General features: G+C 50.4%; 21 protein-coding genes. 13 read left to right on the top strand and 8 right to left on the bottom strand.

The annotated features are described in order from the left end of the window. Positions 1-13: 13 nt before the first annotated feature. Both HALTITAN_RS17265 and HALTITAN_RS17260 read right to left on the bottom strand, forming a co-directional pair. Positions 14-1,636 (bottom strand): BCCT family transporter, encoded by a 1,623-nt coding sequence (locus tag HALTITAN_RS17265; RefSeq protein WP_009287862.1) that lies wholly within the window; start codon positions 1,634-1,636, stop codon positions 14-16. A gap of 131 nt (positions 1,637-1,767) precedes the next feature. Further along, a complete protein-coding gene (locus tag HALTITAN_RS17260; protein WP_009287861.1) occupies positions 1,768-3,717 on the bottom strand; it encodes a winged helix-turn-helix domain-containing protein in 1,950 nt (649 codons plus the stop codon). A gap of 221 nt (positions 3,718-3,938) precedes the next feature. Here HALTITAN_RS17260 and HALTITAN_RS17255 point away from each other — a divergent pair, with 221 nt between their 5' ends. Together HALTITAN_RS17255 and HALTITAN_RS17250 are read left to right on the top strand one after the other, a co-directional pair. Continuing rightward, on the top strand, positions 3,939-4,544 hold the full coding sequence (locus HALTITAN_RS17255; RefSeq protein WP_039859884.1) for a DUF1326 domain-containing protein: 606 nt from the start codon (positions 3,939-3,941) through the stop codon (positions 4,542-4,544). A 25-nt stretch (positions 4,545-4,569) separates the two neighbouring features. Beyond that, the gene (locus tag HALTITAN_RS17250) at positions 4,570-5,331 is read left to right on the top strand and encodes a DUF2182 domain-containing protein (RefSeq protein WP_051052103.1); all 762 of its coding nucleotides are present in this window, start codon (positions 4,570-4,572) and stop codon (positions 5,329-5,331) included. 150 nt (positions 5,332-5,481) lie between these two features. Here the strand turns inward: HALTITAN_RS17250 and HALTITAN_RS17245 are convergent, their stop codons facing one another. Further along, positions 5,482-6,789, bottom strand: a complete 1,308-nt coding sequence (locus HALTITAN_RS17245; RefSeq protein ID WP_009287860.1) for an ATP-grasp domain-containing protein — start codon at positions 6,787-6,789, stop codon at positions 5,482-5,484. A 364-nt stretch (positions 6,790-7,153) separates the two neighbouring features. On the opposite strand from HALTITAN_RS17245, the gene HALTITAN_RS17240 reads away from it, so the two are divergent. Together HALTITAN_RS17240 and HALTITAN_RS17235 are read left to right on the top strand one after the other, a co-directional pair. Further along, positions 7,154-8,095: a hypothetical protein gene (locus HALTITAN_RS17240; RefSeq protein ID WP_009287859.1), complete on the top strand. Its 942-nt coding sequence runs from the start codon at positions 7,154-7,156 to the stop codon at positions 8,093-8,095. A 97-nt stretch (positions 8,096-8,192) separates the two neighbouring features. After that, entirely contained in the window at positions 8,193-9,404 is a 1,212-nt protein-coding gene (locus HALTITAN_RS17235) for a toxic anion resistance protein (RefSeq protein WP_009287858.1), read from the top strand. Positions 9,405-9,448: 44 nt separating this feature from the next. Here HALTITAN_RS17235 and HALTITAN_RS17230 read toward each other — a convergent pair whose 3' ends face one another. Together HALTITAN_RS17230 and HALTITAN_RS17225 are read right to left on the bottom strand one after the other, a co-directional pair. Beyond that, on the bottom strand, positions 9,449-9,736 hold the full coding sequence (locus HALTITAN_RS17230; protein ID WP_027959459.1) for a sll1863 family stress response protein: 288 nt from the start codon (positions 9,734-9,736) through the stop codon (positions 9,449-9,451). Positions 9,737-9,839: 103 nt separating this feature from the next. Beyond that, positions 9,840-10,700, bottom strand: coding sequence for an amidohydrolase family protein (locus HALTITAN_RS17225; protein ID WP_009287857.1), 861 nt, complete (start codon positions 10,698-10,700; stop codon positions 9,840-9,842). A gap of 89 nt (positions 10,701-10,789) precedes the next feature. On the opposite strand from HALTITAN_RS17225, the gene HALTITAN_RS17220 reads away from it, so the two are divergent. From HALTITAN_RS17220 to HALTITAN_RS17205, 4 genes are read left to right on the top strand one after another with little or no spacing between them, the layout of a single operon-like run. Then, positions 10,790-11,548 (top strand): GntR family transcriptional regulator, encoded by a 759-nt coding sequence (locus tag HALTITAN_RS17220; RefSeq protein ID WP_009287856.1) that lies wholly within the window; start codon positions 10,790-10,792, stop codon positions 11,546-11,548. A gap of 55 nt (positions 11,549-11,603) precedes the next feature. Then, positions 11,604-12,566, top strand: a complete 963-nt coding sequence (locus HALTITAN_RS17215) for a Bug family tripartite tricarboxylate transporter substrate binding protein (RefSeq protein WP_009287855.1) — start codon at positions 11,604-11,606, stop codon at positions 12,564-12,566. Positions 12,567-12,595: 29 nt separating this feature from the next. Then, positions 12,596-13,042 (top strand): tripartite tricarboxylate transporter TctB family protein, encoded by a 447-nt coding sequence (locus HALTITAN_RS17210; protein ID WP_233973973.1) that lies wholly within the window; start codon positions 12,596-12,598, stop codon positions 13,040-13,042. A 15-nt stretch (positions 13,043-13,057) separates the two neighbouring features. Next, the gene (locus tag HALTITAN_RS17205) at positions 13,058-14,548 is read left to right on the top strand and encodes a tripartite tricarboxylate transporter permease (protein WP_009287853.1); all 1,491 of its coding nucleotides are present in this window, start codon (positions 13,058-13,060) and stop codon (positions 14,546-14,548) included. Here the strand turns inward: HALTITAN_RS17205 and HALTITAN_RS17200 are convergent. From HALTITAN_RS17200 to HALTITAN_RS26070, 3 genes are all read right to left on the bottom strand, one after another. Continuing rightward, positions 14,525-15,118, bottom strand: coding sequence for a phage terminase large subunit family protein (locus tag HALTITAN_RS17200; protein ID WP_009287852.1), 594 nt, complete (start codon positions 15,116-15,118; stop codon positions 14,525-14,527). The two genes, HALTITAN_RS17205 and HALTITAN_RS17200, sit on opposite strands and share 24 nt — an antisense overlap. A gap of 106 nt (positions 15,119-15,224) precedes the next feature. Continuing rightward, on the bottom strand, positions 15,225-15,389 hold the full coding sequence (locus HALTITAN_RS25690; protein WP_162471387.1) for a hypothetical protein: 165 nt from the start codon (positions 15,387-15,389) through the stop codon (positions 15,225-15,227). Positions 15,390-15,734: 345 nt separating this feature from the next. Beyond that, positions 15,735-15,971: a hypothetical protein gene (locus tag HALTITAN_RS26070; protein ID WP_236614969.1), complete on the bottom strand. Its 237-nt coding sequence runs from the start codon at positions 15,969-15,971 to the stop codon at positions 15,735-15,737. 459 nt (positions 15,972-16,430) lie between these two features. Between HALTITAN_RS26070 and HALTITAN_RS17190 the strand changes: the two genes are divergently transcribed. From HALTITAN_RS17190 to HALTITAN_RS25610, 5 genes are all read left to right on the top strand, one after another. Continuing rightward, positions 16,431-17,183, top strand: coding sequence for a hypothetical protein (locus HALTITAN_RS17190; RefSeq protein WP_009287851.1), 753 nt, complete (start codon positions 16,431-16,433; stop codon positions 17,181-17,183). Positions 17,184-17,324: 141 nt separating this feature from the next. Next, positions 17,325-18,371, top strand: a complete 1,047-nt coding sequence (locus tag HALTITAN_RS17185; protein ID WP_039859882.1) for a hypothetical protein — start codon at positions 17,325-17,327, stop codon at positions 18,369-18,371. 98 nt (positions 18,372-18,469) lie between these two features. Continuing rightward, positions 18,470-18,739: a hypothetical protein gene (locus HALTITAN_RS17180; protein WP_152419281.1), complete on the top strand. Its 270-nt coding sequence runs from the start codon at positions 18,470-18,472 to the stop codon at positions 18,737-18,739. Beyond that, positions 18,700-19,572, top strand: a complete 873-nt coding sequence (locus HALTITAN_RS25430; RefSeq protein ID WP_009287849.1) for a hypothetical protein — start codon at positions 18,700-18,702, stop codon at positions 19,570-19,572. Before HALTITAN_RS17180 ends, HALTITAN_RS25430 begins: the two co-directional genes overlap by 40 nt. Positions 19,573-19,611: 39 nt before the next feature. Beyond that, positions 19,612-20,481 (top strand): hypothetical protein, encoded by an 870-nt coding sequence (locus HALTITAN_RS25610; protein ID WP_009287848.1) that lies wholly within the window; start codon positions 19,612-19,614, stop codon positions 20,479-20,481. The last annotated feature ends 75 nt before the right edge of the window (positions 20,482-20,556 follow it).

Below are 20,556 nucleotides of genomic sequence, written 5' to 3'. Positions count from 1 at the left end.
ATCCACCGCTTACCTACTCATCCGGCGCTAACTCCTCACGTCTGGGCGGGCGCCCCACCTGCACTTCGCTAAGATCTTCTTGGGACAGGCCGCGGTATAACGCAAACATCATTGCAAACACCAAAATGAACATCGGTAGGCCAACAACGGTAATCACCTCCTGCAAAGCAGTAAGCCCGGCCTCGCCAGCAAGCACAATCAGCATCGCTGCCAGCATACCCTCCGAAACACCCCAGAAAACACGCTGATGCCATGGTCCGGGATCCGCACTGCCGGTACACAGCATATCGACAACCAGGGACGCAGAGTCTGATGACGTGGCAAAGAAGATCGCAACGATCACAACAGCCAAGCCCTGGATTAACGTAGCGGCCGGGAAGCTCTCGAAGAAGGCGAACATAGCGAGGGGGATGCTTTCACCTACGGCGGCAGACAAGATACCGGCCTGCTCTCCCAGTGCTTCTCGAGCATCGGGCCCAATCCCGTCGATCTCCATTGCCGACCAACCAAAAATTGCAAACCAAACCAGTGTGAAGATAGAGGGGGCAAAAAGCACACCAAGGACGAATTCGCGGATTGTGCGCCCGCGTGAAATTCGCGCCACAAAGATCCCGATGAAAGGCGACCACGTCACTGTCCAGGCCCAATAGAATACCGTCCAGCTACCCTGCCACCCCCAGGCGCCGCCATCCCTGGAATAGCTTGCCAGCGTGTCATTCCAGAAAGCCATGGGCAGCAGGTTCGTTATGTAGAGACCAAAGGTTTCGACCACAGCGCGCAAAAGGAAAACGGTCGACCCGGTAAAGAGCACAAACAACAACAGGCCGACGGCCATGGCGATATTGATATTAGAAAGCCGTTTCACGCCTGAATCCAGCCCCGCCACAATCGATCCCACAGCGACAGCCGTCAGTATGGCAATGATGAACACCTTGGTGATGACGGCATCTGGAATACCAAACAACTCCGTTAGCCCCGCATTGATCTGTTGGGTGCCCAGGCCGATAGAGACCGCTACGCCAAACAGGGTGCCAAGTATGGCGAATACATCCAGAGATTTGCCGAGAGGGCCATAAATGCGCTCGCCTAACAGCGGATAGAATACTGAACTAAAACGCATCGGCAGATTATAGCGATAAATAAAGTAAGCAAAAGCCAGGCCGGGCATAGCGAAAATCGCCCAGGTATGTAGCCCCAGATGGTAGATCGAAAAACTCATGGCATCGTCGGCGGCTTCCACAGAGAAAGGCACAACATCCGGCCTGGGTGGATTAGAAAAGTGGGAAATAGGTTCGGCCACGCCCCAGAACATCAGCACCGTTCCGATGCCACCTGCGAACAGCATGGTGAACCAGGAGATATTATTGTAGGCAGGTTTTGCATCATTGCCCCCCAAGCGGATCGCCCCGAACCGGCTAAGCGCCACCCACAGCAGAAACGCTACCCAACTCGTCACCCCTAAAATAAAAAACCAGCCAAGATTGGTAACAATCCATTCCCGCCCGGCACCAAAGGCTACCCCGATGGGGCCCGGCACAATCAGTAGCACCACAAGAAAAAGGATCATGATCCCTGCGGACGTGAAAAAAATGATGGGATCCGTTTTAAGGCCCAGTTTTCTCGCTAGTGCATCCATTATTATTCCTCCCGTGTCTTTCCACCAACATAGGAGTCATTGACCGATAACGCCAAGGGGCCAGCAAACCTTGATGTTTTCCCAGGAGAAACTACGTATGAGTAACCACTTACCTGATAGAAGATAATCGCTTATCTCAGCCGATAACCCACTCCAGTCAACGTCTCTATCCGCGCAGACTGGCTGCCAAGTTTGCGGCGCAAGGTGCGTACAATGGCATCAACTACATTGCTGCCTCCCTGATATCGGGTACCCCAGACATGCTGCAACAGCTCACGGCGGGACACTGCCTTACCCTGGTGTTCGACCAAATAGCGCATGACACCGAACTCAAGGGGCGTCAGCGCAACGAAGCCTTCCGCCAACATCAGTTGCCGGGCTTCGACATCTAACAAGGCAGGATCACGCTTTATGCCCAGTTCGGCCGCGGCAAGCTCCGCCAGCCAGCCATCCACAGATGCCGGCCCGAAATCGAGCACCGCACTCGGATAGCAAACGCCATCCAGTTCCACCTCCCATCCGCCAAGGACTTCAAACCCCAGCCGCTGCGCCACTTGCCGGTAGGCGCCAAGATCGGTCGCCGTAAGATAGACCCGCCGCAGCCCAGGGCGCAGCTCCATATAGCTGCGCTTAAGATCCAGCCAGATAGCCGCCTGTATTTCACTGGGTGAATCGCCTTCCTTGAGACTTAGCCAGCGGCGACAAAATAACGCCACCTCGCCCGACCGCATAGGCGACTGTTCAAGATGGGAATACCACTGGGCGGTCACCGGGTCATTGAGCAACCAACTGGGCTCAACCTGGTCGGAGCGCAGTTTGCAATACAGTCCTTCTACTTCCCCGGTCACGCCCCGCACGATGGAAAACGCCTGGGGCATACGCCGCCACCATTGCAGCAGAAGCTCGCTGGCCTGACGGCCATCACGGGCACGCACAATCCCGGTAAGGGCTTCATCGTCTTGAGGCTGTGCCGCTTCCACGCTGTGAAGCGCCGTCACAGTGGGGAAAAATGCCTCCCGCACCACAGGGTTTTCAATCAGGTAGAGCATGTCCGCCGTATAGCGCCAGAGATCGTCGCTGGCCGCGGATTGCGACTCGCTGACCAGCTGTCGCCAGGCCGACCGACGATAGTCCAGGTAGCGGCTAGGGTCGCTGGCATGCAGGGAGCGGGCAAGCGGATCACGCACGGCCTCATGAATAATCAGCCCGTCATGCATGCCATCCACAAAAGGCAACCTGCGCAGCCGCTCGTAGGCATCCTGGGGATCTAGTTCCGGAAACAATGCCTGTAACAGAGAGACCGTCACCCGGCGTAGCACCACGACGCCCTCCAGCACATGTCGGCTCGCCGAATCTTCCACATCGGCAAGAAACATCCGACTCAGCTCATCAACCGCGTGCTGTAGCACCGTCTCTTGCGGCCACGAACGGGCGTGGTTTTCCCGGCTGGCGGTGACCGCCAGTTTCAGCGCCAGCGGATGACCATGGGCGGCCCGGATCAGGGAGACCGCGTCTTCCTCTTGTATGCCATGCAAGTTAAGGAGCACTTGAGCCTCCGTCGGGCTCAACGGCTGTACCGGCACACTCTGAACCAAGCGCCCCCAGCCCGGCGCTGAAAACCAGACATCCAGAGGGCGTTGGCGACTGAAAAAGACGATGCGTACGTTATCCGGCAACAACGGGACAAATACCTGACGCAGCCAGGTATCGAGCAGCCTGAACACTTCGTAGGTGTCCAGCGCGAGAAGAACTGTGGGGCTCAGCAGGCCCAATCGCTCCACCAGCGTATCCACCCCCGATCCGCCATCCCCAATGGCGACACCTAGCGCATGTAAAAATCCAGGTTCGGTGGGCTCTATGTGGCGACAGTCCAGTCGGATGACGCTAGCACCTGCGTCCTCCGCCTCGGCCGCCAATATGTCCAGCAGCGCCGTCTTACCAATGCCGGTAATACCGTAGACATGCGCCACCCGAGGCCCTGCCGTCGCAAGCACACCGCGAAGAGTATCAAGCTCATTAGTGCGGCCAACGAAACCCTGATAGGCCCGGTTGGTCGTCAAATCCGACGTCCATTGCCACATGGCTGGTTTCTCTACGTGTCAGGCTTAGCTGATACCTGAGTTCAGCATAGCTACAAATACCACCCGACACAGTAGTTGCGCGCCGAACGATGACACTCAGATGCAATTCTCACGTAATTCTCATCAGTTCCTCACATCCCGCGAGCGATTCAGCGCTATAACAAGAGATACCCAAAAAGAAATATCACAAAAGCCATCCAACGACGTTAGGAGGAGACGACATGAATCCCCAATGGAGCCTGAAAGGCGACTACCTCGAAAGCTGCAATTGCAAAGGTGCCTGCCCGTGTATCTACCTCGGCAGCCCTACCGAGGGTGAATGTACCGCCCTGGTGGGCTGGCACATTACTCAAGGCCAGTTCGAGGCAGTGGATCTCGGCGACAGGAATGTGGCTATCGCCCTGCACTCCCCCGGCCCCATGGCCGAGGGAAACTGGAAAGTCGTGCTGTATATCGACCAGCGGGCAGACGAGGCCCAACAGGAAGCGCTAAGCCGCATATTCGGCGGCCAGGCCGGTGGCCACCCGGCGCTGTTGGCCACCTTTATCGGCGAGGTGCTCGCGGTAGAACACCTTCCCATCCAGTTTGAAGTGGAAAAGGGGCATCGACATCTGAAACTTGGCCAATCCGCCAACACGGAAATTACCGCCCTGGAGGGCCAGAACGGCGCTGAGGTGACCATTCATCATCACCCGTTGGCGGTAGCGCCGGGCGAGTCTCTGGTAGTGGCCAAGTCGCAATCATTGCTGCACCGTGCTTACGGCATCAACATTGATCTTAGCGAACGCAGTGCGTTTTATTCACCCTTCGCTTACAGCGGGTCTTGAGGGGGCATTGGCGATGGAACTGACGATGAGCACTCTCCATGCCCGGGAACGCTTACTGACCTGGTTAGCACTGATAACCGTGGCAATATTGGCGTGGGGTTACCTGATTATGCACGGCATGCACGCGCAAATGCCGATGAATGGGGAGATGGCCAGCACAGGCGACGACGGCATGAGCGTGCTGGTCACGGCCACTGTGATGTGGAGCGTGATGATGGTGGCCATGATGCTACCCAGCGCTAGCCCCATGCTGCTTACTTTTCTGCGCATCCACCAGCAGCGCGAACGCGAGGCAGGTGCCAGCGCAGCCACCTGGGTTTTCATAGCAGGTTACCTTGCCGTGTGGCTGGCGTTTGCGGTGGCAGCCGCCGTCATGCAATGGGCATTGCAGCAGAGTGCGCTGTTAAGCTCATCCATGGGCCACGTCACCCCACTGTTTGGAGGCGCCCTGCTGGTAACCGCAGGTGCTTTCCAGTTCAGTGATCTTAAACAGGCCTGCCTGAACAAGTGTCGTTCGCCCTTAAGCTTTCTGATGACCGAATGGCGCGAAGGCAACGGCGGAGCGCTGATCATGGGGCTCCGCCATGGCGCCTACTGCACCGGCTGCTGCTGGGCCTTGATGCTGCTGATGTTTGTCGGCGGCATTATGAGCCTAGTTTGGATGGCAGGACTAGCCCTTTATTTTCTAGCAGAGAAGCTACTCCCCCAAGCAGAACGGATTAGCCAAATCAGCGGGTTCCTGCTTACTGGTGTAGGCGTCATCATTTTGCTGTCTGCTGCCTATTAAATCGTGCCTGGGATAATTACCTTGGCCTTTTGGTGGGGCCACTCCCACAGCGTTGGCAAAATAAAGGGCGCGTATATCAGTATCGGGATTATGGAGTACCCCTGACACTTATATACGCGCCCATAACTCAGCGTATTGCGCTATCGAACGTTAGACGTAAAAGTCCAGATCCTCTTGGGCTTTTAGCAGATCGCGCATCTTGATGGGATCGTCGCCAAAGAAGAAGATGAGCCCCCAATGAGTCCCGAAAGCAGACCGGTCAGGCACTGTCTCTTCTGCCGGTGCGACCAGTTCGTGTGACTCGAAGTACGGGTGATTAATCGTCTCTTCGGGCATTTCCAGCTTGCTGACAACACGACGGCGTGGGTAGACACCGAAACAACCTGCGTAACCCTTCGCATCGACTACTTCGCGGGGGAAGAACGCCGCTACTTCTTCTTTCGTGCTTTTCGGGTCGAACACCAACATTGACGCTTGATAGGCGTTGAAACCGTAGGCTTTTTCGATCAGTTCGAAAGCTTTGAAGCCGGGTGGGCGGTAGGCAACTTCGCCAAAGTACATCTCACCGTCAGCTGTCACGAAGTACTCGGGGTGAATCAAGCCGAACTGGATATCGAAGGTTTTGATCAACAGCTCGATCTGTTTGGTGATCGCATTGCGCCAGCTCTCAAGCTCCTGGGTAGCAGGCACGAACACCGAGTAGCCTAACGTCACGTATTCCGAAATATTCAGGAACTGAATTTTGCCATCGTGTATCCAGGCTTCAACGGCAAACTCCCAGCCGCTCAAGTGACTCTCCATCAGCAGCGGATACTCTTCATCCGGAATGTTATCAATTTCTTCTAACGTTCGGATCATCCGGTGGCCAAGACAACCGGCTTTATCGAATGCTTTGACGTGTATCGGGTCATCCGGATCACCATCAAGCTTGAGCAGCGTTTGATTGACGCGCTTCATAAAGCGGACGATGTCTTCTTTTTCGTGCGCCTCTTCAAATATCCCAACGCGGATACCGCCAAGCTGGGCACGGCGCTTCATCAAGGCCTTATCACGGAATAGAATAGACTGACCAAACATGCGTGGGCTGTCGAGAAGCACGGAGTTGATGGCACCTGACCACTCAACGGTTTCTTCAAACAGTGGGATGGCGACGTCTACGCCTTCAGCCTTCAACTTTTCGGCAATCTCCATGGAACGATCATTCAAGCGAATAAAATCCCAGGAAATGAACGGTATATTGTTCGCAGCACAGAAATCCTCAGCCCATTCGGGAGCAACGACGATATAGCGACGGTCAAACTTTTGCGCCGCCTTAATCGCGTTAATACTCCATCCAAGTAAGGCAATGTAACCTTTGTTCGGATCTTTGGGTGTCTCGGTACCTTTCACCGAGTCCATTTCCGGATCACGCCAGGCCGCTACTGCTTCGGGTAATTGCTTTTCTGATGTTATCGACATTTGATGTCCTCCTTGCTGGTTAACCCAAATTGACTGGGCTGAAACTGGAGCGCACCAAGTGAGCCAAGCCGCAGTCAGTGGTGTTCAGAAACGATTGAGTAAGCCAGCATTAGGGTTTTTTTAGCGCACCCGTCGTAACTAAGCTAGTCGATACGGTTACAAATGGCAATTAAACTGTAAAGCTTCTGTTAAATTTCTGTAGAAGTTATCTTGCTAAAAAGATGGGGATAATTTCTAAGAGAAAGGTTAAATAGCAGTTCACAGCCAGCCAATAGCCTGTAGTTACCCAGCTGGTGCTTAGCGACCTATCTCAGTTATTCTAAACACAATATTTGCGTTCCATGACTGAAGGATAGCCGTATCTATGTTGGGATTCCTGCAGGGATTTTCCTATGGCCTGTTTATGACCTGCCTGCCCTGGCTACTGGTCGGCCTCTTCAATCCTGGCCTGGCGCTTCCAGTGTCGACTACCAGTCGTCTCCAGGTAATCGCCCGCTATTGCCTAGTGGTTCCCTTCATCAGCATGCTGCTATGGCTGACCTCCCTGTGGGGTGGTTTCAGCCCCAGCCTGTTTGGCTGGTTGACAGGCATCGTCGCCATTCCTGTAGCACTTCCTATCGAGCGAACGCTACGCGGCTGGCTGGCCCGCCGCCGCGTGCGTCGCCATGAGGCTCAACGAGAGGCCGCAGCACAGCAGCGCCGTGCTCAAGAGGAGCGCAACGCCTATGAAACGGGTGTGTCGGTGCTCGACCCCGCAAGGCCACCCGTGGGGGCCGACGATCTAGTCTTGGCCATGTGCCGGGCCAAGCAGAACTTGCTCGATGTGCACCGTCCCGACTTGGCAATCCTGACAGACCGCCTATACAGCCGCTACCGCCATGTGATGGACGTACTAGGCGACCGATTCCATACTGGCGAGCTGGCTTTCGAGCGCTCGCAAGGCTTGGTCACTCAAGTCTGTTTCGGCGCGGTGGATACGTTGACGACCATGGCTTCCCAGGCACGTGGTGTGGTTAGCGTGGACGGTAATTACGTACGAGGCCGACTGGAGCGGGAGGGCAAACGATTAAGCGATGAAGAGCGTGCTGCCCTGGTGCGCCGCCTCGATTTGCTAGTGGAGACCGAGCACCGGCTGAACAAGCTCTCTGCCCGCATCGAATCCGCCTTGACCGTGCTCGACGATACCGCTGTTTCCATGGCGCGCATCGAGACGGCTCGCCCCCAGGCGTCGGTCACCACCGAAAAAGCGCTGGGAGATCTGCGCCGCTTCGTCGAAGGAGCCGATCGTTATGGCCGCAAGGATTAAGCTGACAGGCAATGCTAATGTGCAATTTTCACTCTGTTGTATTTAAACCGTTTTATTTCATTGCATTTTTAATAGCTTTATAGCCCAGGAGATCTCTATGGCTCAGCAATCCGATGACAAACGACGCCTCTCCCTGCCACCGGTGGACGAGATCGCTGACCAGTTGGGAGCTAGTCGATTGGGTGCAAGTCAGGCTGAATCGGTAACCCCCGATGAGCGTGATATCGACCCTGAGCTTGAGGCGATGGCCGACCGTTTTGTCGAGGATATCCTCGCCGAAGGTGATGAGGAGTCAGTAGTTCGCCAGCGCCGTGCCGTGGATGAGATGGGCCTTGAACTGCAGCAGCAGGCTGCCCATCGCAGCGCCATGCTGCAAACACCGCTGCGTAAGTTGGCCCACCAGGGCGACGAAGGCGGGCCGGTCGCCAAGGCACTGACCGATCTGCGCGGGCGCATGGAAGGGCTCGACCCCGCTCGCCATCGCTTGGCGCCGACTACATTGGATCGCGTTCTGGCAGTCATTCCGGGTCTGGATAGCCGCTTGCAGCGCTACTTTCGCAAGTTCGAGAATACCCAGCAGGCCTTGGATGCGATCATCGAGGATCTGGAAAGCGGACGGGACATGCTGCATCGTGACAACCTCACCCTGAACGATGACCAGCAGGCGTTAACTAAAATCCTTGGCGAGCTGAACCGCCAAATTGCGCTGGGGCGCATGATCGATCGGCGCCTGCAGGAGGAGATCGCCGCTCGCGATGGCGATGATCCGCGGCGCCAATTTCTTGAGGAAGAACTGCTCTTTCCACTGCGTCAGCGCATTGTCGACCTCCAGCAACAACTGGCGGTGAGTCAGCAAGGCGTACTGGCGCTAGAAGTGATTATTCGCAACAACCGAGAGTTAATGCGCGGCGTGGACAGGGCCATTAACGTCACCGTCTCGGCGCTCACCGTCGCGGTCACGGTGGCCATGGCAATGGCTAATCAGCGCCTGGTGCTGGATCGCATCGAAGCCCTCAATACGACCACCTCGCAGATGATTGGTGGAACCGCGAAGGCTCTTCGGCAACAAGGCGTAGACATTCAGAAACGGGCCTCCTCCGCAATGCTCGATATGCAAGTACTTGAGGAGGCTTTCAGCGAAGTGATGGGCGCCATCGACGATCTATCAAGCTATCGGCAAGAGGCCCTACCCCGCCTGGATGAGCAGATCGACCGCCTGGCAACCCTGGCAAAGCAGGGAAATGCGTCCATCGAGCGTCTCCAAGAAGGCAGCGAGTCGCAACCACAAGAGGGCCGCGACCCCAGCTAACTGTTCAGGCTTTTTTAAGTGAAACGCATGGTTAGTTGAATAAGCTACTTGAAACGAGAAGAGGCATCCCGGAAGGCTTTACGCATCAACTCCCACGAGTCTTCCATACCTTGGCGGACAGTCTCCCAGGCCGCTTCGCTGGCATGCTGAAGCTCATCGAGCCTTTGCTGAGTCTCCGCCTGGCGCTTCTTGAGTCGCTCGATGTCCTCTTGGTACTTGACCCTCGCTTCGTCGCTCGCCTGACGAGCCTTGGCGGTGAGCTTATCGATATCAGCATTCCACTCGTCGAGCCTGGCTTTCATTTCTTCAACGAATTCGTCACGTTGTCTCATTGTGATATCTCCCCTTCAGTAACGGGCTCCAGTTCGAAGTGGATATCCCCCTGCTTCCAATCCGAGTCATATGTCAGCCCTCTTAGCAGTTGGTATACCCTCGCTATGAATCACCCAGGCGAAACAGGGCTCTAGGACTCGCATCAAGAATGTGCTGGCGATCATCAGCATCTCTAACCCAGTCATTGAGCCATCCGTAAGTATCGCGGTAAGTGTGTTTATTCTCATGGCGCGTCCATGGCCAGTCACTGCCCCACACTAACCGATCACGTCCAAGATGATGCAACAATGCCTGGACATGCGGTCGGAGGTCAAACACAGGGGAACGATAAGGGGCTGAGAGCTTCACCCAGGTTCGTTCTGCCTGTCCTGACTCAAGCAGAAGACGACAGCCTGGGTCTTGCATAGGAACGTCGTCGACTGGCAGCCCAATATGATCAATGACTAACTTCACGCCATGCTCATGTAATGCTGGAAAAATTTCAGGTAACCGGTTCCCTTCCAGATGCAGCTCAAGATGCCAGTCCATAGCTTTAAGATTATCTAGAAAGTCTATCCATTGAGGATCCTTGAGGTTTGGCAATGCGCTGCGCCCCTCAATGAGATTCCATCGCACCCCTACAACACCTGCAGCATCAAGGGCGGCTATCTCTTCTAGCGTCGTCTCCTTGGCTAGCTGCACGACCCCTCGATACGCATGATTAAGCCTAGAGAGAATTTCGAGCAGTTGCCGGTTGTCGTTTCCCAGAAAGCTCGGTTGCACCAGTACCCCGCCTCTTAATTTGCAGCTTTCTAAGTTTTCTTGCCAATTCAAAAGTGGTGCAGGACGGGATGGACTGTAGTTAGACCCGTTGGCTTCCTTAACAGCCCCGTAGACATGAGCATGACAATCAAAACCTAATTTCACTTTTGACACCTCATTACGTTCTGACTGGGGATTTCGTATCCCTAAGTTGTTATACATAAGTCTAGTTCTCTAGAGAACTGGTTGACTGGAAGTATACACGGGTCTTCAATGACCTCAAGAAATCAAGATAACCACTGGGTGACCCTATGCAAGCCAAATTCTCTGCTAATACGGACGGAAGATTACCCCTGTACGCCAAACTCCGTGATCAATTAGGGTCAAGGATCGCCAATGGTGAGTGGAAACCAGGCGACATGATTCCCTCGGAGAACCGTTTAGCCGAAGAGTATGGCGTTGCTTTAGCAACTATGCGGATGGCCCTGAAGCAGCTGGTCGATGAGGGGCTGCTGGATCGGCGGCGAGGTACCGGCACTTTCGTTAAGCAACCCGCCTTCCGAGCCGATCTGTTTCGTTTTTTCCATGTACATGATGTGGAAGATCCCGATGTACCCGTTATTCCGGAAAGTCGAATTCTCAGTCATCAGGAAGTCGCCCTTCCCGCCGACGTAAAGCAGGCCTTCGGCGAAGAATCAGTCAGCCACTGTATAAAGCTGGAACGTGTACGCCTTTGGTCAGGCGACCCACTGCTGTTTGAAGAAATTTATCTACGTCTTCCCGATTTCAACGGGCTCATGTCGCTGAATCCAAAAGCGATGGGCCCTTTGTTGTATCCCGTATTTCTGGAGGAATTCGGGATTTTGATCTCGTCGGCAACCGACGAGCTGTCGTTCGGCACCGCCACCAAGGCCAGTGCAAAGCATCTAGAACTAGCCACTGGGGCACCGGTCGCCGCCATCCAGCGCATTGCCCGCAATCCCGCAGGCAGAGTCATCGAGTTTCGACGAGTACACGGAAGGCCTGAGCGGTTCCGCTACCGTGTCACGCTCGGTGATCAACCTGCTTGAGATCGCATTAAATGCACACCTCATCACCCTGCATTTCAAAGAAAGGTAACTAACAATGAAAACATTACAGCTTACGTCTTTAGTTGCGCTATCAGCGTTTACCGCTATGCCTGTCATGGCTGACGACTATCCGAATCGTCCCATCGAAATAATCGTACCGGCACCAGCCGGCGGCGGCACTGACAACGTTGCGCGCATGCTCAATCAGTACCTGCAGGAAGAACTAGGAGAGTCACTTGCTGTGCTTAATGTCGCTGGTGGAGGTGGTGCTATTGGGGTCAACCAGATTGCCCGTGCCAAGCCCGATGGCTACACGCTGCTTTCTACCTGGAATAGTCCTATCACTACCGTACCGCACATGCAGCGTGTTCAGTACTCTTACGAGACATTGACCCCGATCACCAGCACTTCGCAGAGTGCCTACACCATGTGTGTAGCCCCCGACTTTCCAGCTGAAACAGGTGAGGAATTCCTTGCCGAGTTGCAGAATAACCCCGGTCAATATACCTATGGCAATGACGGGGTCGGTGGAACCATGCGCTTGGCAGCAGAGCGTATCTTTGAAGCCTATGACATTGAGGCCCGCCCTATTCCTTTTGGCGGCGCTGGTGAGACCCTCCAAAACTTCCTGGGTGGACACGTGGATATCTACGGTGGCTCCATCACACCCGCACTTCCCTATGTAGAGGATGGCAAGGCGAAGTGCCTACTCGTGACCTCAGCCGATGATAACGAAGCACTACCCCAGGCATCAGGCCTAGCAGCACTCGGTCATCCCGAACTGGAAACAGTGCTATGGCGCATGATGCTGGCACCAGAGGGTATGGATGAGCAGCGCGTTAACGTCATCGCCGATGCCGTAGCTAGCGCCGTAGAGCATCCTGAGTTCCAAGCGTTCCTGACATCTCAAGGCGAGACGCTGAATCTCGTACGTGGTGAAGAGCTCCGTGAGCGTCTGCATCAGGAAACCGTAGCGATTGGAGAGACACTCGAAAAGCTTGGGCTTAAGAAAAACTAATTCATGACTGAATGGACGGTAACTTGCTCATGAACTTCAGAGATATTATCTCTGGCATCGCCTTCCTCATCTTTGGCTGCACGGTGGTCTGGGTGGGGAGTGGCTTTGATGCCGGCGCCGCTTACGTGCCCATGGGAGTTGGCATTCTGATGTGCCTTTTCTCACTTTCTCTGATCGTTAAGGGCGTGGTGCAAACGCAGCAAAATGGCGGTTTGAGCAGCGCCGCCGCCTTAATCGATCATCCGGGAAGGTTTATGGCGACAGTCGCCTGTTGCCTGATCTACTACTTAGCCATGCCAACCGTGGGTTTCTACTCCACTAGCACCCTTTTCATCATCCTGCTGGCTCTGGTACTGGGTGAAAGGCGCCCCATCGTGGTTTTAGGTATTACGGTGGGCTTCATCATCCTCTTATACGGGCTTTTTGCGATGGTGCTAAAACGACCCTTGCCCGTCGAATTTTTCCTGGTTTCCTAAATAGGGTTACACGATATGTTTGATTCCCTGTTCAACGCACTACCTGTGGCCTTGCAATTTGGCTCCGTAGTCAGCCTCTTCGTCGGCACCTTGGTGGGTATCTTGATCGGAGCCCTACCTGGGCTCAACCCGGTCATGGCAATCGCTCTCATGCTCCCACTGACGTATGGGTTCGATCCTGTAATTGCTCTAGGGTTGGTAGCAGGTATCTACAACGGCTCAATGTACGGTGGAGCCATTCCCGCCATCTTGCTAAAAATCCCAGGAACACCAGCTGCAATCGCGACAACATTCGACGGTTACCCTATGACACGTAACGGCCAGGGCGGGCTGGCTCTCAAGACTGCGTGCTGGTCGTCCGCCATCGGTGGAATTATTAGCGCCATAGCGTTGATGACGCTAGCCCCCCTTTTGGCACAGGTCACGCTTGCCTTTGGGCCGACTGAGTATTTCTGGGTAGCCGTTTTCGGACTTGTAAGCATCGCCGTATTGGTGGGCAGTGATATCAGCAAAGGCATGCTCAGCGCCCTGTTGGGCGTTATCATCGGCCTTGTAGGCGTTGACACAATCAGTGGAGCGGAACGCTATACGTTCGATTCGCTTTATTTAAGCGGGGGGTTCGACCTGATCATTGTACTCATCGGCCTCTACGCGATACCGCCAGTACTGGAGATGGCGGAGAAAAGCAACGCGACTTACTATGATGCAGGAAGCTTCAAGGTTGATGCTAGCGGCAACGCACTCGGACTGATACGTCAGCACTGGCGCACTTGGACTCGCTCGTCGCTGATAGGCGTTAGTGTAGGTATCTTGCCAGGTGCCGGTGGCAATTTGGCAGCATTGCTGAGTTATAACGAAGCAAAGCGCAAGTCCACGAACCCCGAATCTTTCGGCACGGGCAATCCTGTGGGAGTTGCAGCAGCTGAATCAGGTAACAGTGCAGACAATGCTTCTGCAATGATTCCATCCCTAACATTAGGGATTCCTGGCAATTTGGTTGCTGCCTTAGTGCTCGGCGCCCTGATGATTCATGGACTTCAGCCCGGCCCACAACTGTTTACGAAGTCGCCTGATGTGGTCTTCGGTTTCATGTGGCAAATGCTGTTTACTGCGATGCTACTGCTGTTACTAGGCGGCATGGTGGCCACCCGCCTATTCGCACAGGTCTTGCGCATGCCCACCGCACTCTTGGTACCAACGACGTTGGTACTCATGGCCGTGGGTGTTTACACCGTCAAAGGGAACATGACAGACCTCTATGTAATGCTAGCCTTTGGGTTGCTCGGTTATTTACTCCATCGACTAGCCTTCCCGCTTGCACCAGTAGTGCTGGGAGTACTGCTAGGGCCAATGGCGGAACAAAACTTACGTTTGGCTATGCTGATTTCTCAGGATAACTGGGGATCTCTATTTACTCGCCCTATTTCGCAGGGAATCATCGCACTACTGTTGATGGTGTTATTCACCCAGGCCTGGAAAATACTAAGAAAAGGGCGTCAGAATTAACAACGCTATTAATGATGGATGAAAGGTGCGCGCCTGGTCTTCTGTTTGATCTGCGAAATCGAGATGTATCAAAGATTCAGCACACACCCAAACGACATCTTTGATACTGTGCTCACGGCTTTCATCGTGAGGTTCATGCTGCTCGATCACGCAGCCGTTGTGTTCACAAAGATAAAGGGCAGTCTCTGGCTTCCCTTGATGCCACTTGATACCAAAGCCAGTATCGGGGCCGCCCCACTTGAGGATATGCTCTTCTCCGCAGAGCGGGCATGGAACATGGAAGTTCAGTTTGTGCGGCGACTCTTCGGCGGCTGCCTCAATCTGACATTGACCACGTACTTTGTGAGCCGCGCGCAGGCCCACGAACACTAGTCCGCCAACGCTCACCACATCAGCCGTCACCACGTGAACGCCTTCCATCTCAATCAGCGGCATATTCAACAGTGACACCATATCATTCGGCGTGGGCGAAATATCTAGGTCAGCCGGGCTAGCCTTCGATGCCAGAGACGCAACGGACACGCCGCTGCCACCGGCGTAATCAATTACACGTTCAGCAGCAAATTTCATAAGCAGCTCTGAATTTTGGAATAGGAAGATATTGAATTTGCAAAAAAAACCTCACTGCATAAGCAGCGAGGTCTCTTGTTAACGAGTGTGACTTAGGTAATGGGCGTTACCCCTTTGTGCCTACGATGCGGGTTATGGGTTCAGGCGCGTACATTACTACCGCCACGAATAAAAACCACCCCCATCCTTCAGTACCATTAAAAGCCAGCACCCCTGAAATAATTAATGCAATGATGCTTGCCATTTGGACAAGAAGTAACTTGGTTAGCATATCTGCACTCCCTTTTGAAAACCCGATTATATCGCATATGTTGTACCAATGCGAAAATAAACCACCATATATGGATTTTTTCTGTATACCGGCTACTCTTCCTTTTCCGCAACGTCCACAGGTAGGAAACTGGCTTGTTAGCACCATCTCAAGCCGCTCGCCCAAATCTTCCGGCAAGCGTGGATGGCGTCATGGATCAAAGCAAGCGCTTTGCACTGGCGGATAAGGTGAACAGCGCCTAGGTCTTGGCTAGCAGGCGTGAAGTCAGGAAGATGGGACCGCTCGACCAAGTCATCCCATGTACGTATTAGGAACTGGTAGCGCCCTGCTGCGCTTGAATGGATCTCATAAGCAGGTAGCCAAACAAGTTGTCGCGGATGATCGTTGTAGTTGCTGAACGTCTTGCCGCCGACGATCACATTGAAGCCGTCCTGATGGCCAAAGCGTGGCGTACCTTCGGGCAAAAGCCAACGTATCGAGGAAAGCGGCCACATTGCCCGCTCGAGCATCGGTGGGAGGCTCTGGCTCAACGCGCAGCAGTTCCGCCTCCTCAAGCCAATGAGTAGGAGAATGAGCAGACATAGCCGAACCTCAATTACTGGAACGACAGAAACGCAAAATCCCCACCGGGTGTCCGGCAGGGCTTCAAGAAGTGATGGCTAATCGCGCAGCTAGCGCATCCTAGATAGAATAGTGCCTCAATCACGACACTGAAGCAAATAATTTATTTTCCCTGTTCTTTCGATGAAAGCAGTGATGAATTTGAGCTTCCCAAGACGTCGTATGATGCCTATATTAAGTGAATTAAGAGTCTTTTACCGGCCCTAAGCGGCCTTTACGGCAGAAGCGACATGCTGGTTCAGCCGTGTTATGCAGAAGGCACGATACTCTATGCCATGCAGCCTATTTATACATATTTCACTTTACTTTCAATGGGATAGATGATGAATAAAAGGCAGTATAACCTGAATGAACGCGGCGCAAGGTTCATTCAGGTTATGTAGAGGGGTGTATAATCACTGTTAGGCTCCAAAGAGACATATGAACAAATTCAACCTGATAGAGAATGCAAGCGACTCTTTAGAGCATGCGCTGAAGCATATGGGCCCTATCGAAGAAAAAGGTCTAGGGAACTGGAAACGTATCATCGTTGATCTTGCGCATGTTGTTGAGCTTCTTTTTAAGGAAAAGCTCCGTCAAATTCATCCAGCTTTTGTGTTTACCAAAATCGATAGCTACCCGGCTCAAGGACTTCACACTGTAAGTAGTGATCTCGCATGTCAAAGGCTCCAGAAAATTGGAGGCATAAAGTTTACTAAAGCCGATCTAAATGCGATTCAAACCGCCCGAGAAAAACGGAATGAGATTGAACACTTCGAGTTTTCCATATCAGACCGAGAAGCTAAGGCTTTAGTTGGACAGGTCTTGTTGTTTATCTTCCATTTTTCTGATGAACATCTAAATCTAGATTGGAAATCGACTCATCTTAAAGAAAATAAGTTTGCCGTCCTTTACAGTTATACAGAGTTTTATAACAACTACCTGAAAGCAGCATACAAAAAGATAGAAGAAGAGGAACTGGCCGTAATAAAATGTACCTCATGTCATAATTTGACCTTTGATATAGATGATCAGAGATGCCTGGTGTGCAGTCACGAAGAAGAGGTATTAGATTGCAAGTGGTGCAAAGGGCCCTACATATACTCGTCGTGTGAATACGATGAAATGGCGGAGCTATGTCCTGATTGTGAATATAAAGATGGATACGCAGCGGCCCATCATGAAAAGTACTAAATGCCTATCACGGCGACGGCTACTACATCGCGGCTTCGCCTTCATTCAGTGGCCGCGCGTGCTGAGCGACGTTAGGTTCTTCCACATAAACACTATCGAGAATTTATGTACATTCGAACATTATATGAATTAAGAGATAAAATGCATGAGCTAGAACCGAGGCTAAAAAGTCTTGGTTTTACCGACACCCTTACAGATACAAACCTTAATGATCACCCAGAACTATTTAACTTTGCTCAAGATAACGGAAAAATAACTCGCATACTAAGCCTTTTATTTTCATTTAGGGAAGGAGGCAAAATAAGTTTGAATGATATTAGCAACTACTTAAAATCACTTTTAAGTCATAAAACACACTATGGCTTTTTATGTGAGTTGCTTACACTTTCATATCTTCACCGAAACCATGTAGAATTCGACGTGGAGGTTGAAGTTTCTCCTAAAGACAATCTATCTAAAAATGTAATATCGTTAGATGGGATGACCAAATCTGGAGTATTTTTTGACGTGAAAGGGTTTGGTCTTCAGGAGCATGCGAAAGCTCAATTTTCACGTTTAGTTGAAAAAGAATTTCCAGGTTACTCCGTTTTGATCAATGGAAAGTATGATGTTTCATATAACGATATTGAAAAGTATGCCTTTCCAAGCACTCAGAGAGTAATTTCTGAACTGAAGGAATCAAATCGTAGTCAAATTGATGAGCTATATTGGGATATTAGAATTAGCAATGAACGGGTACGATTTAGTGTTGGAGAAAGTAGCCCATATACTGAAGCCGAGAACAATAAAAACTTTGTTTTTAGAAAGTGTTCTCAATTCACCATAAAAAATCCGTTCATACTAATCTGTACCTTTGACAACCAATTCAATAATAACCTAGTAATTAATTTCTCATCTCACACAGACATAATGACTCGTTCTCTTTCGAGACGAGCTTTTATGGAATTTAAAAACGCTGAGGAAGATGCGACCTGCTTAGATAAAAAGTGTAGGAGTGATGTTAAGTTGTCAACTGCTTCAAAATATTTATCGGGCATATTATTCTATGATATTCATAACAATAAATCTTGGCTATATTTAAATCCCAATGCCGAACATAAACTAGATCGACATAAGATAGACCGCATGTTTAACTTCGAAATTCCAGAAGATATGTTCATCGACGATTTTTCTAATGACAACTATTAAGTCGCAACAAGAACCTAACAAGTGCATCTAAGGGGACGCCTTCGGCGCCCCTGATGCAAGCGTTATATTTCAACATCTAATTTCAGAGCCAGATGGATATGAATAGCAAAAATAAATGGTTTATACCAAAAATTTCTTCTGAAAAGTTTCACCCTCAATTTAAATGGCTTCTTGATCCTGGTTATCAATCAGAACGAGAATTACTAGAAAACTGGATTGATGAATTTATTATAAAAGATGGCCTAGATAAAACCATTAAAGCATTTCAGTCAACATTTAGATCTACTTTTTGGGAGATATATTTAAACAAAGTCATCATATCATCTGATTGGGAAGTTTTACTGGCCATAAATCTCCGGATTTTATAATCCAGAAAAATAATAAAATTTATTCTGTAGAAGCTGTCGTTGCAAACTTCTCTCAAAACTCAAAACCTGAGGAAGAAAGAAACTTTGAAGATGTTTATGGCGAAAATGACATATACCAGATAATTGATGCCTCAATATTTAGAACACTAAATGCAATAACCTATAAGTCAAATAAATTTTTAACAACGTACTCAACTAAAGAGTGCGTGGCTTCTAATCCGTATATCATTGCTTTAGCTGATTATGGTCAAATCAACTATGGACAAGCTGCATTCTATTCAATGATGTCTGTTCTATACAATGCAGCCTATGATCCTGAAGGTAAATTAGATTTAAAAATACTTTGCGATGACAGCTTTGGGAACGAGTATAAATATATAGAATCCTGTAAAAATCACAACGGAGAAAAATTACCTCTCGGGTTATTTTCAAATTATGAAAACAAGCATATTTCAGCAATATTATTCACTTGTACATTAACACTAGGGAAATTAACTAGTTTAACAAAAAATCACACACCGAGCCGGTTTGTATACTTAGAAAGACAACATATAAAACAAATTAGATATAGTGGTTCAGAAACAGACGAAAGCTTACTTGACGGTTTATTTTTATTCTTGAATCCTTATGCTGAACACTCTGTTGAATTAGAAAGCTTTCAAGGCAAAGGGTTAACAGTAATCACCGGAGATTTAGAGAATGAAAATGAGTTTCAAATTCATTGTAAAAACAGCAGCACTCTAATCAGAAGAAAAGTTGGAATGAGGGGGGAAGAGAGGCGTTTACTGAAAGATATAGATAAATTTATATTCCACCCTGTAGTTAAACAATAATAATGCGACACTATACCCTTAGAGGATAAAGAGGACAAAATGAACTTTAGTGATCCAAAAATACAGGCTGCGTTGATTGCCGCTGCAGTCTCAGTCTTTGTATTAATATTAAAGGGGATTTCTAGACCCCTCTGGGAAAGATATTTCCATACATACAAGTTAGAAAGTGACTATAGATTTGAACAAAAGAAACAAGTGAGAGAGGCTATCTCTAAGCATAAAATAGCTTTGTTAAACGCAGCTGAATCACTGAACCATCGAATGTGGAACTTTTCTGAGAATGCTCCTGAAGGTTGGCACAAAATTGATAGCTATCCTGTTGTTGAAAAATACTACTTAATTTCTTTTTGCTATAGGTTCCTTTTGTTTTTTGCCATTTGCAGGGACATTGAAAGGGAAACGATATATTTAGATAGCACAGTATCAACAGACACCGACTTGACTTTTTTAAAGTATATTAAGTTATTTCCGCAGCTATTTTGTGACGTAAGTATCTTCAAGGGATTCGAGTATGATAAATCATCAGACTCTGACCACTTTTATCGAGATGATTTCAATGCAATGCTAAAAAAAATAAACTCTAACACTCAACTACTGGATTTTAACGAGTTCAAGAAACTTGATTTTGATAACGACTTCCCAAAAATCATTAAGTATTTTTCAGGCGTATCGTTGCAAAGAGATTGTATGAGGTGGCAAGCTTTAAACTCATTTCACTTTGTCTTGATGGCGTTTATTAATGAGTATGGCTATGACTTCCAAGTTACTAGCACAAAGCAGTTCAAAAAGCTTACCGATGATTTGCCTACAAATATCATTACGCAAAATGTTGATACGTTTGTGAAGCGCTCAGGTTTAGAAAAAAGCAAGCAATTGAAAGCTGCACTTAATTGTTTAAAACGGGTATAAAAAAGAATTTAAGAGTAATTCCCAAAGCTTGGCATTTTCAGCCCAAGGTTGGGTTTTGTGTTTACGTTGATATGG

The organism is Vreelandella titanicae BH1, from assembly GCF_000336575.1.
Taxonomy (GTDB): Bacteria; Pseudomonadota; Gammaproteobacteria; order Pseudomonadales; family Halomonadaceae; genus Vreelandella; species Vreelandella titanicae.
Note: the sequence above shows the minus strand (reverse complement) of the source record. Positions and strands in the feature narration are given on the sequence as shown.

Excerpts from the sequence above, each read along its gene's own strand:
- HALTITAN_RS17250 (WP_051052103.1), top strand. The coding sequence starts at position 4,570 with ATGAGCACTCTCCATGCCCGGGAACGCTTACTGACCTGGTTAGCACTG.
- HALTITAN_RS17205 (WP_009287853.1), top strand. The coding sequence starts at position 13,058 with ATGTTTGATTCCCTGTTCAACGCACTACCTGTGGCCTTGCAATTTGGC.
- HALTITAN_RS26070 (WP_236614969.1), bottom strand. The coding sequence starts at position 15,971 with ATGTCTGCTCATTCTCCTACTCATTGGCTTGAGGAGGCGGAACTGCTG.
- HALTITAN_RS17245 (WP_009287860.1), bottom strand. The coding sequence starts at position 6,789 with ATGTCGATAACATCAGAAAAGCAATTACCCGAAGCAGTAGCGGCCTGG.
- HALTITAN_RS17185 (WP_039859882.1), top strand. The coding sequence starts at position 17,325 with ATGCATGAGCTAGAACCGAGGCTAAAAAGTCTTGGTTTTACCGACACC.
- HALTITAN_RS17265 (WP_009287862.1), bottom strand. The coding sequence starts at position 1,636 with ATGGATGCACTAGCGAGAAAACTGGGCCTTAAAACGGATCCCATCATT.
- HALTITAN_RS17230 (WP_027959459.1), bottom strand. The coding sequence starts at position 9,736 with ATGAGACAACGTGACGAATTCGTTGAAGAAATGAAAGCCAGGCTCGAC.
- HALTITAN_RS17255 (WP_039859884.1), top strand. The coding sequence starts at position 3,939 with ATGAATCCCCAATGGAGCCTGAAAGGCGACTACCTCGAAAGCTGCAAT.
- HALTITAN_RS17200 (WP_009287852.1), bottom strand. The coding sequence starts at position 15,118 with ATGAAATTTGCTGCTGAACGTGTAATTGATTACGCCGGTGGCAGCGGC.
- HALTITAN_RS17215 (WP_009287855.1), top strand. The coding sequence starts at position 11,604 with ATGAAAACATTACAGCTTACGTCTTTAGTTGCGCTATCAGCGTTTACC.
- HALTITAN_RS25690 (WP_162471387.1), bottom strand. The coding sequence starts at position 15,389 with ATGCTAACCAAGTTACTTCTTGTCCAAATGGCAAGCATCATTGCATTA.
- HALTITAN_RS17190 (WP_009287851.1), top strand. The coding sequence starts at position 16,431 with ATGAACAAATTCAACCTGATAGAGAATGCAAGCGACTCTTTAGAGCAT.
- HALTITAN_RS17225 (WP_009287857.1), bottom strand. The coding sequence starts at position 10,700 with ATGTATAACAACTTAGGGATACGAAATCCCCAGTCAGAACGTAATGAG.
- HALTITAN_RS17240 (WP_009287859.1), top strand. The coding sequence starts at position 7,154 with ATGTTGGGATTCCTGCAGGGATTTTCCTATGGCCTGTTTATGACCTGC.
- HALTITAN_RS17260 (WP_009287861.1), bottom strand. The coding sequence starts at position 3,717 with ATGTGGCAATGGACGTCGGATTTGACGACCAACCGGGCCTATCAGGGT.
- HALTITAN_RS17210 (WP_233973973.1), top strand. The coding sequence starts at position 12,596 with ATGAACTTCAGAGATATTATCTCTGGCATCGCCTTCCTCATCTTTGGC.
- HALTITAN_RS25610 (WP_009287848.1), top strand. The coding sequence starts at position 19,612 with ATGAACTTTAGTGATCCAAAAATACAGGCTGCGTTGATTGCCGCTGCA.
- HALTITAN_RS17235 (WP_009287858.1), top strand. The coding sequence starts at position 8,193 with ATGGCTCAGCAATCCGATGACAAACGACGCCTCTCCCTGCCACCGGTG.
- HALTITAN_RS17220 (WP_009287856.1), top strand. The coding sequence starts at position 10,790 with ATGCAAGCCAAATTCTCTGCTAATACGGACGGAAGATTACCCCTGTAC.
- HALTITAN_RS17180 (WP_152419281.1), top strand. The coding sequence starts at position 18,470 with ATGAATAGCAAAAATAAATGGTTTATACCAAAAATTTCTTCTGAAAAG.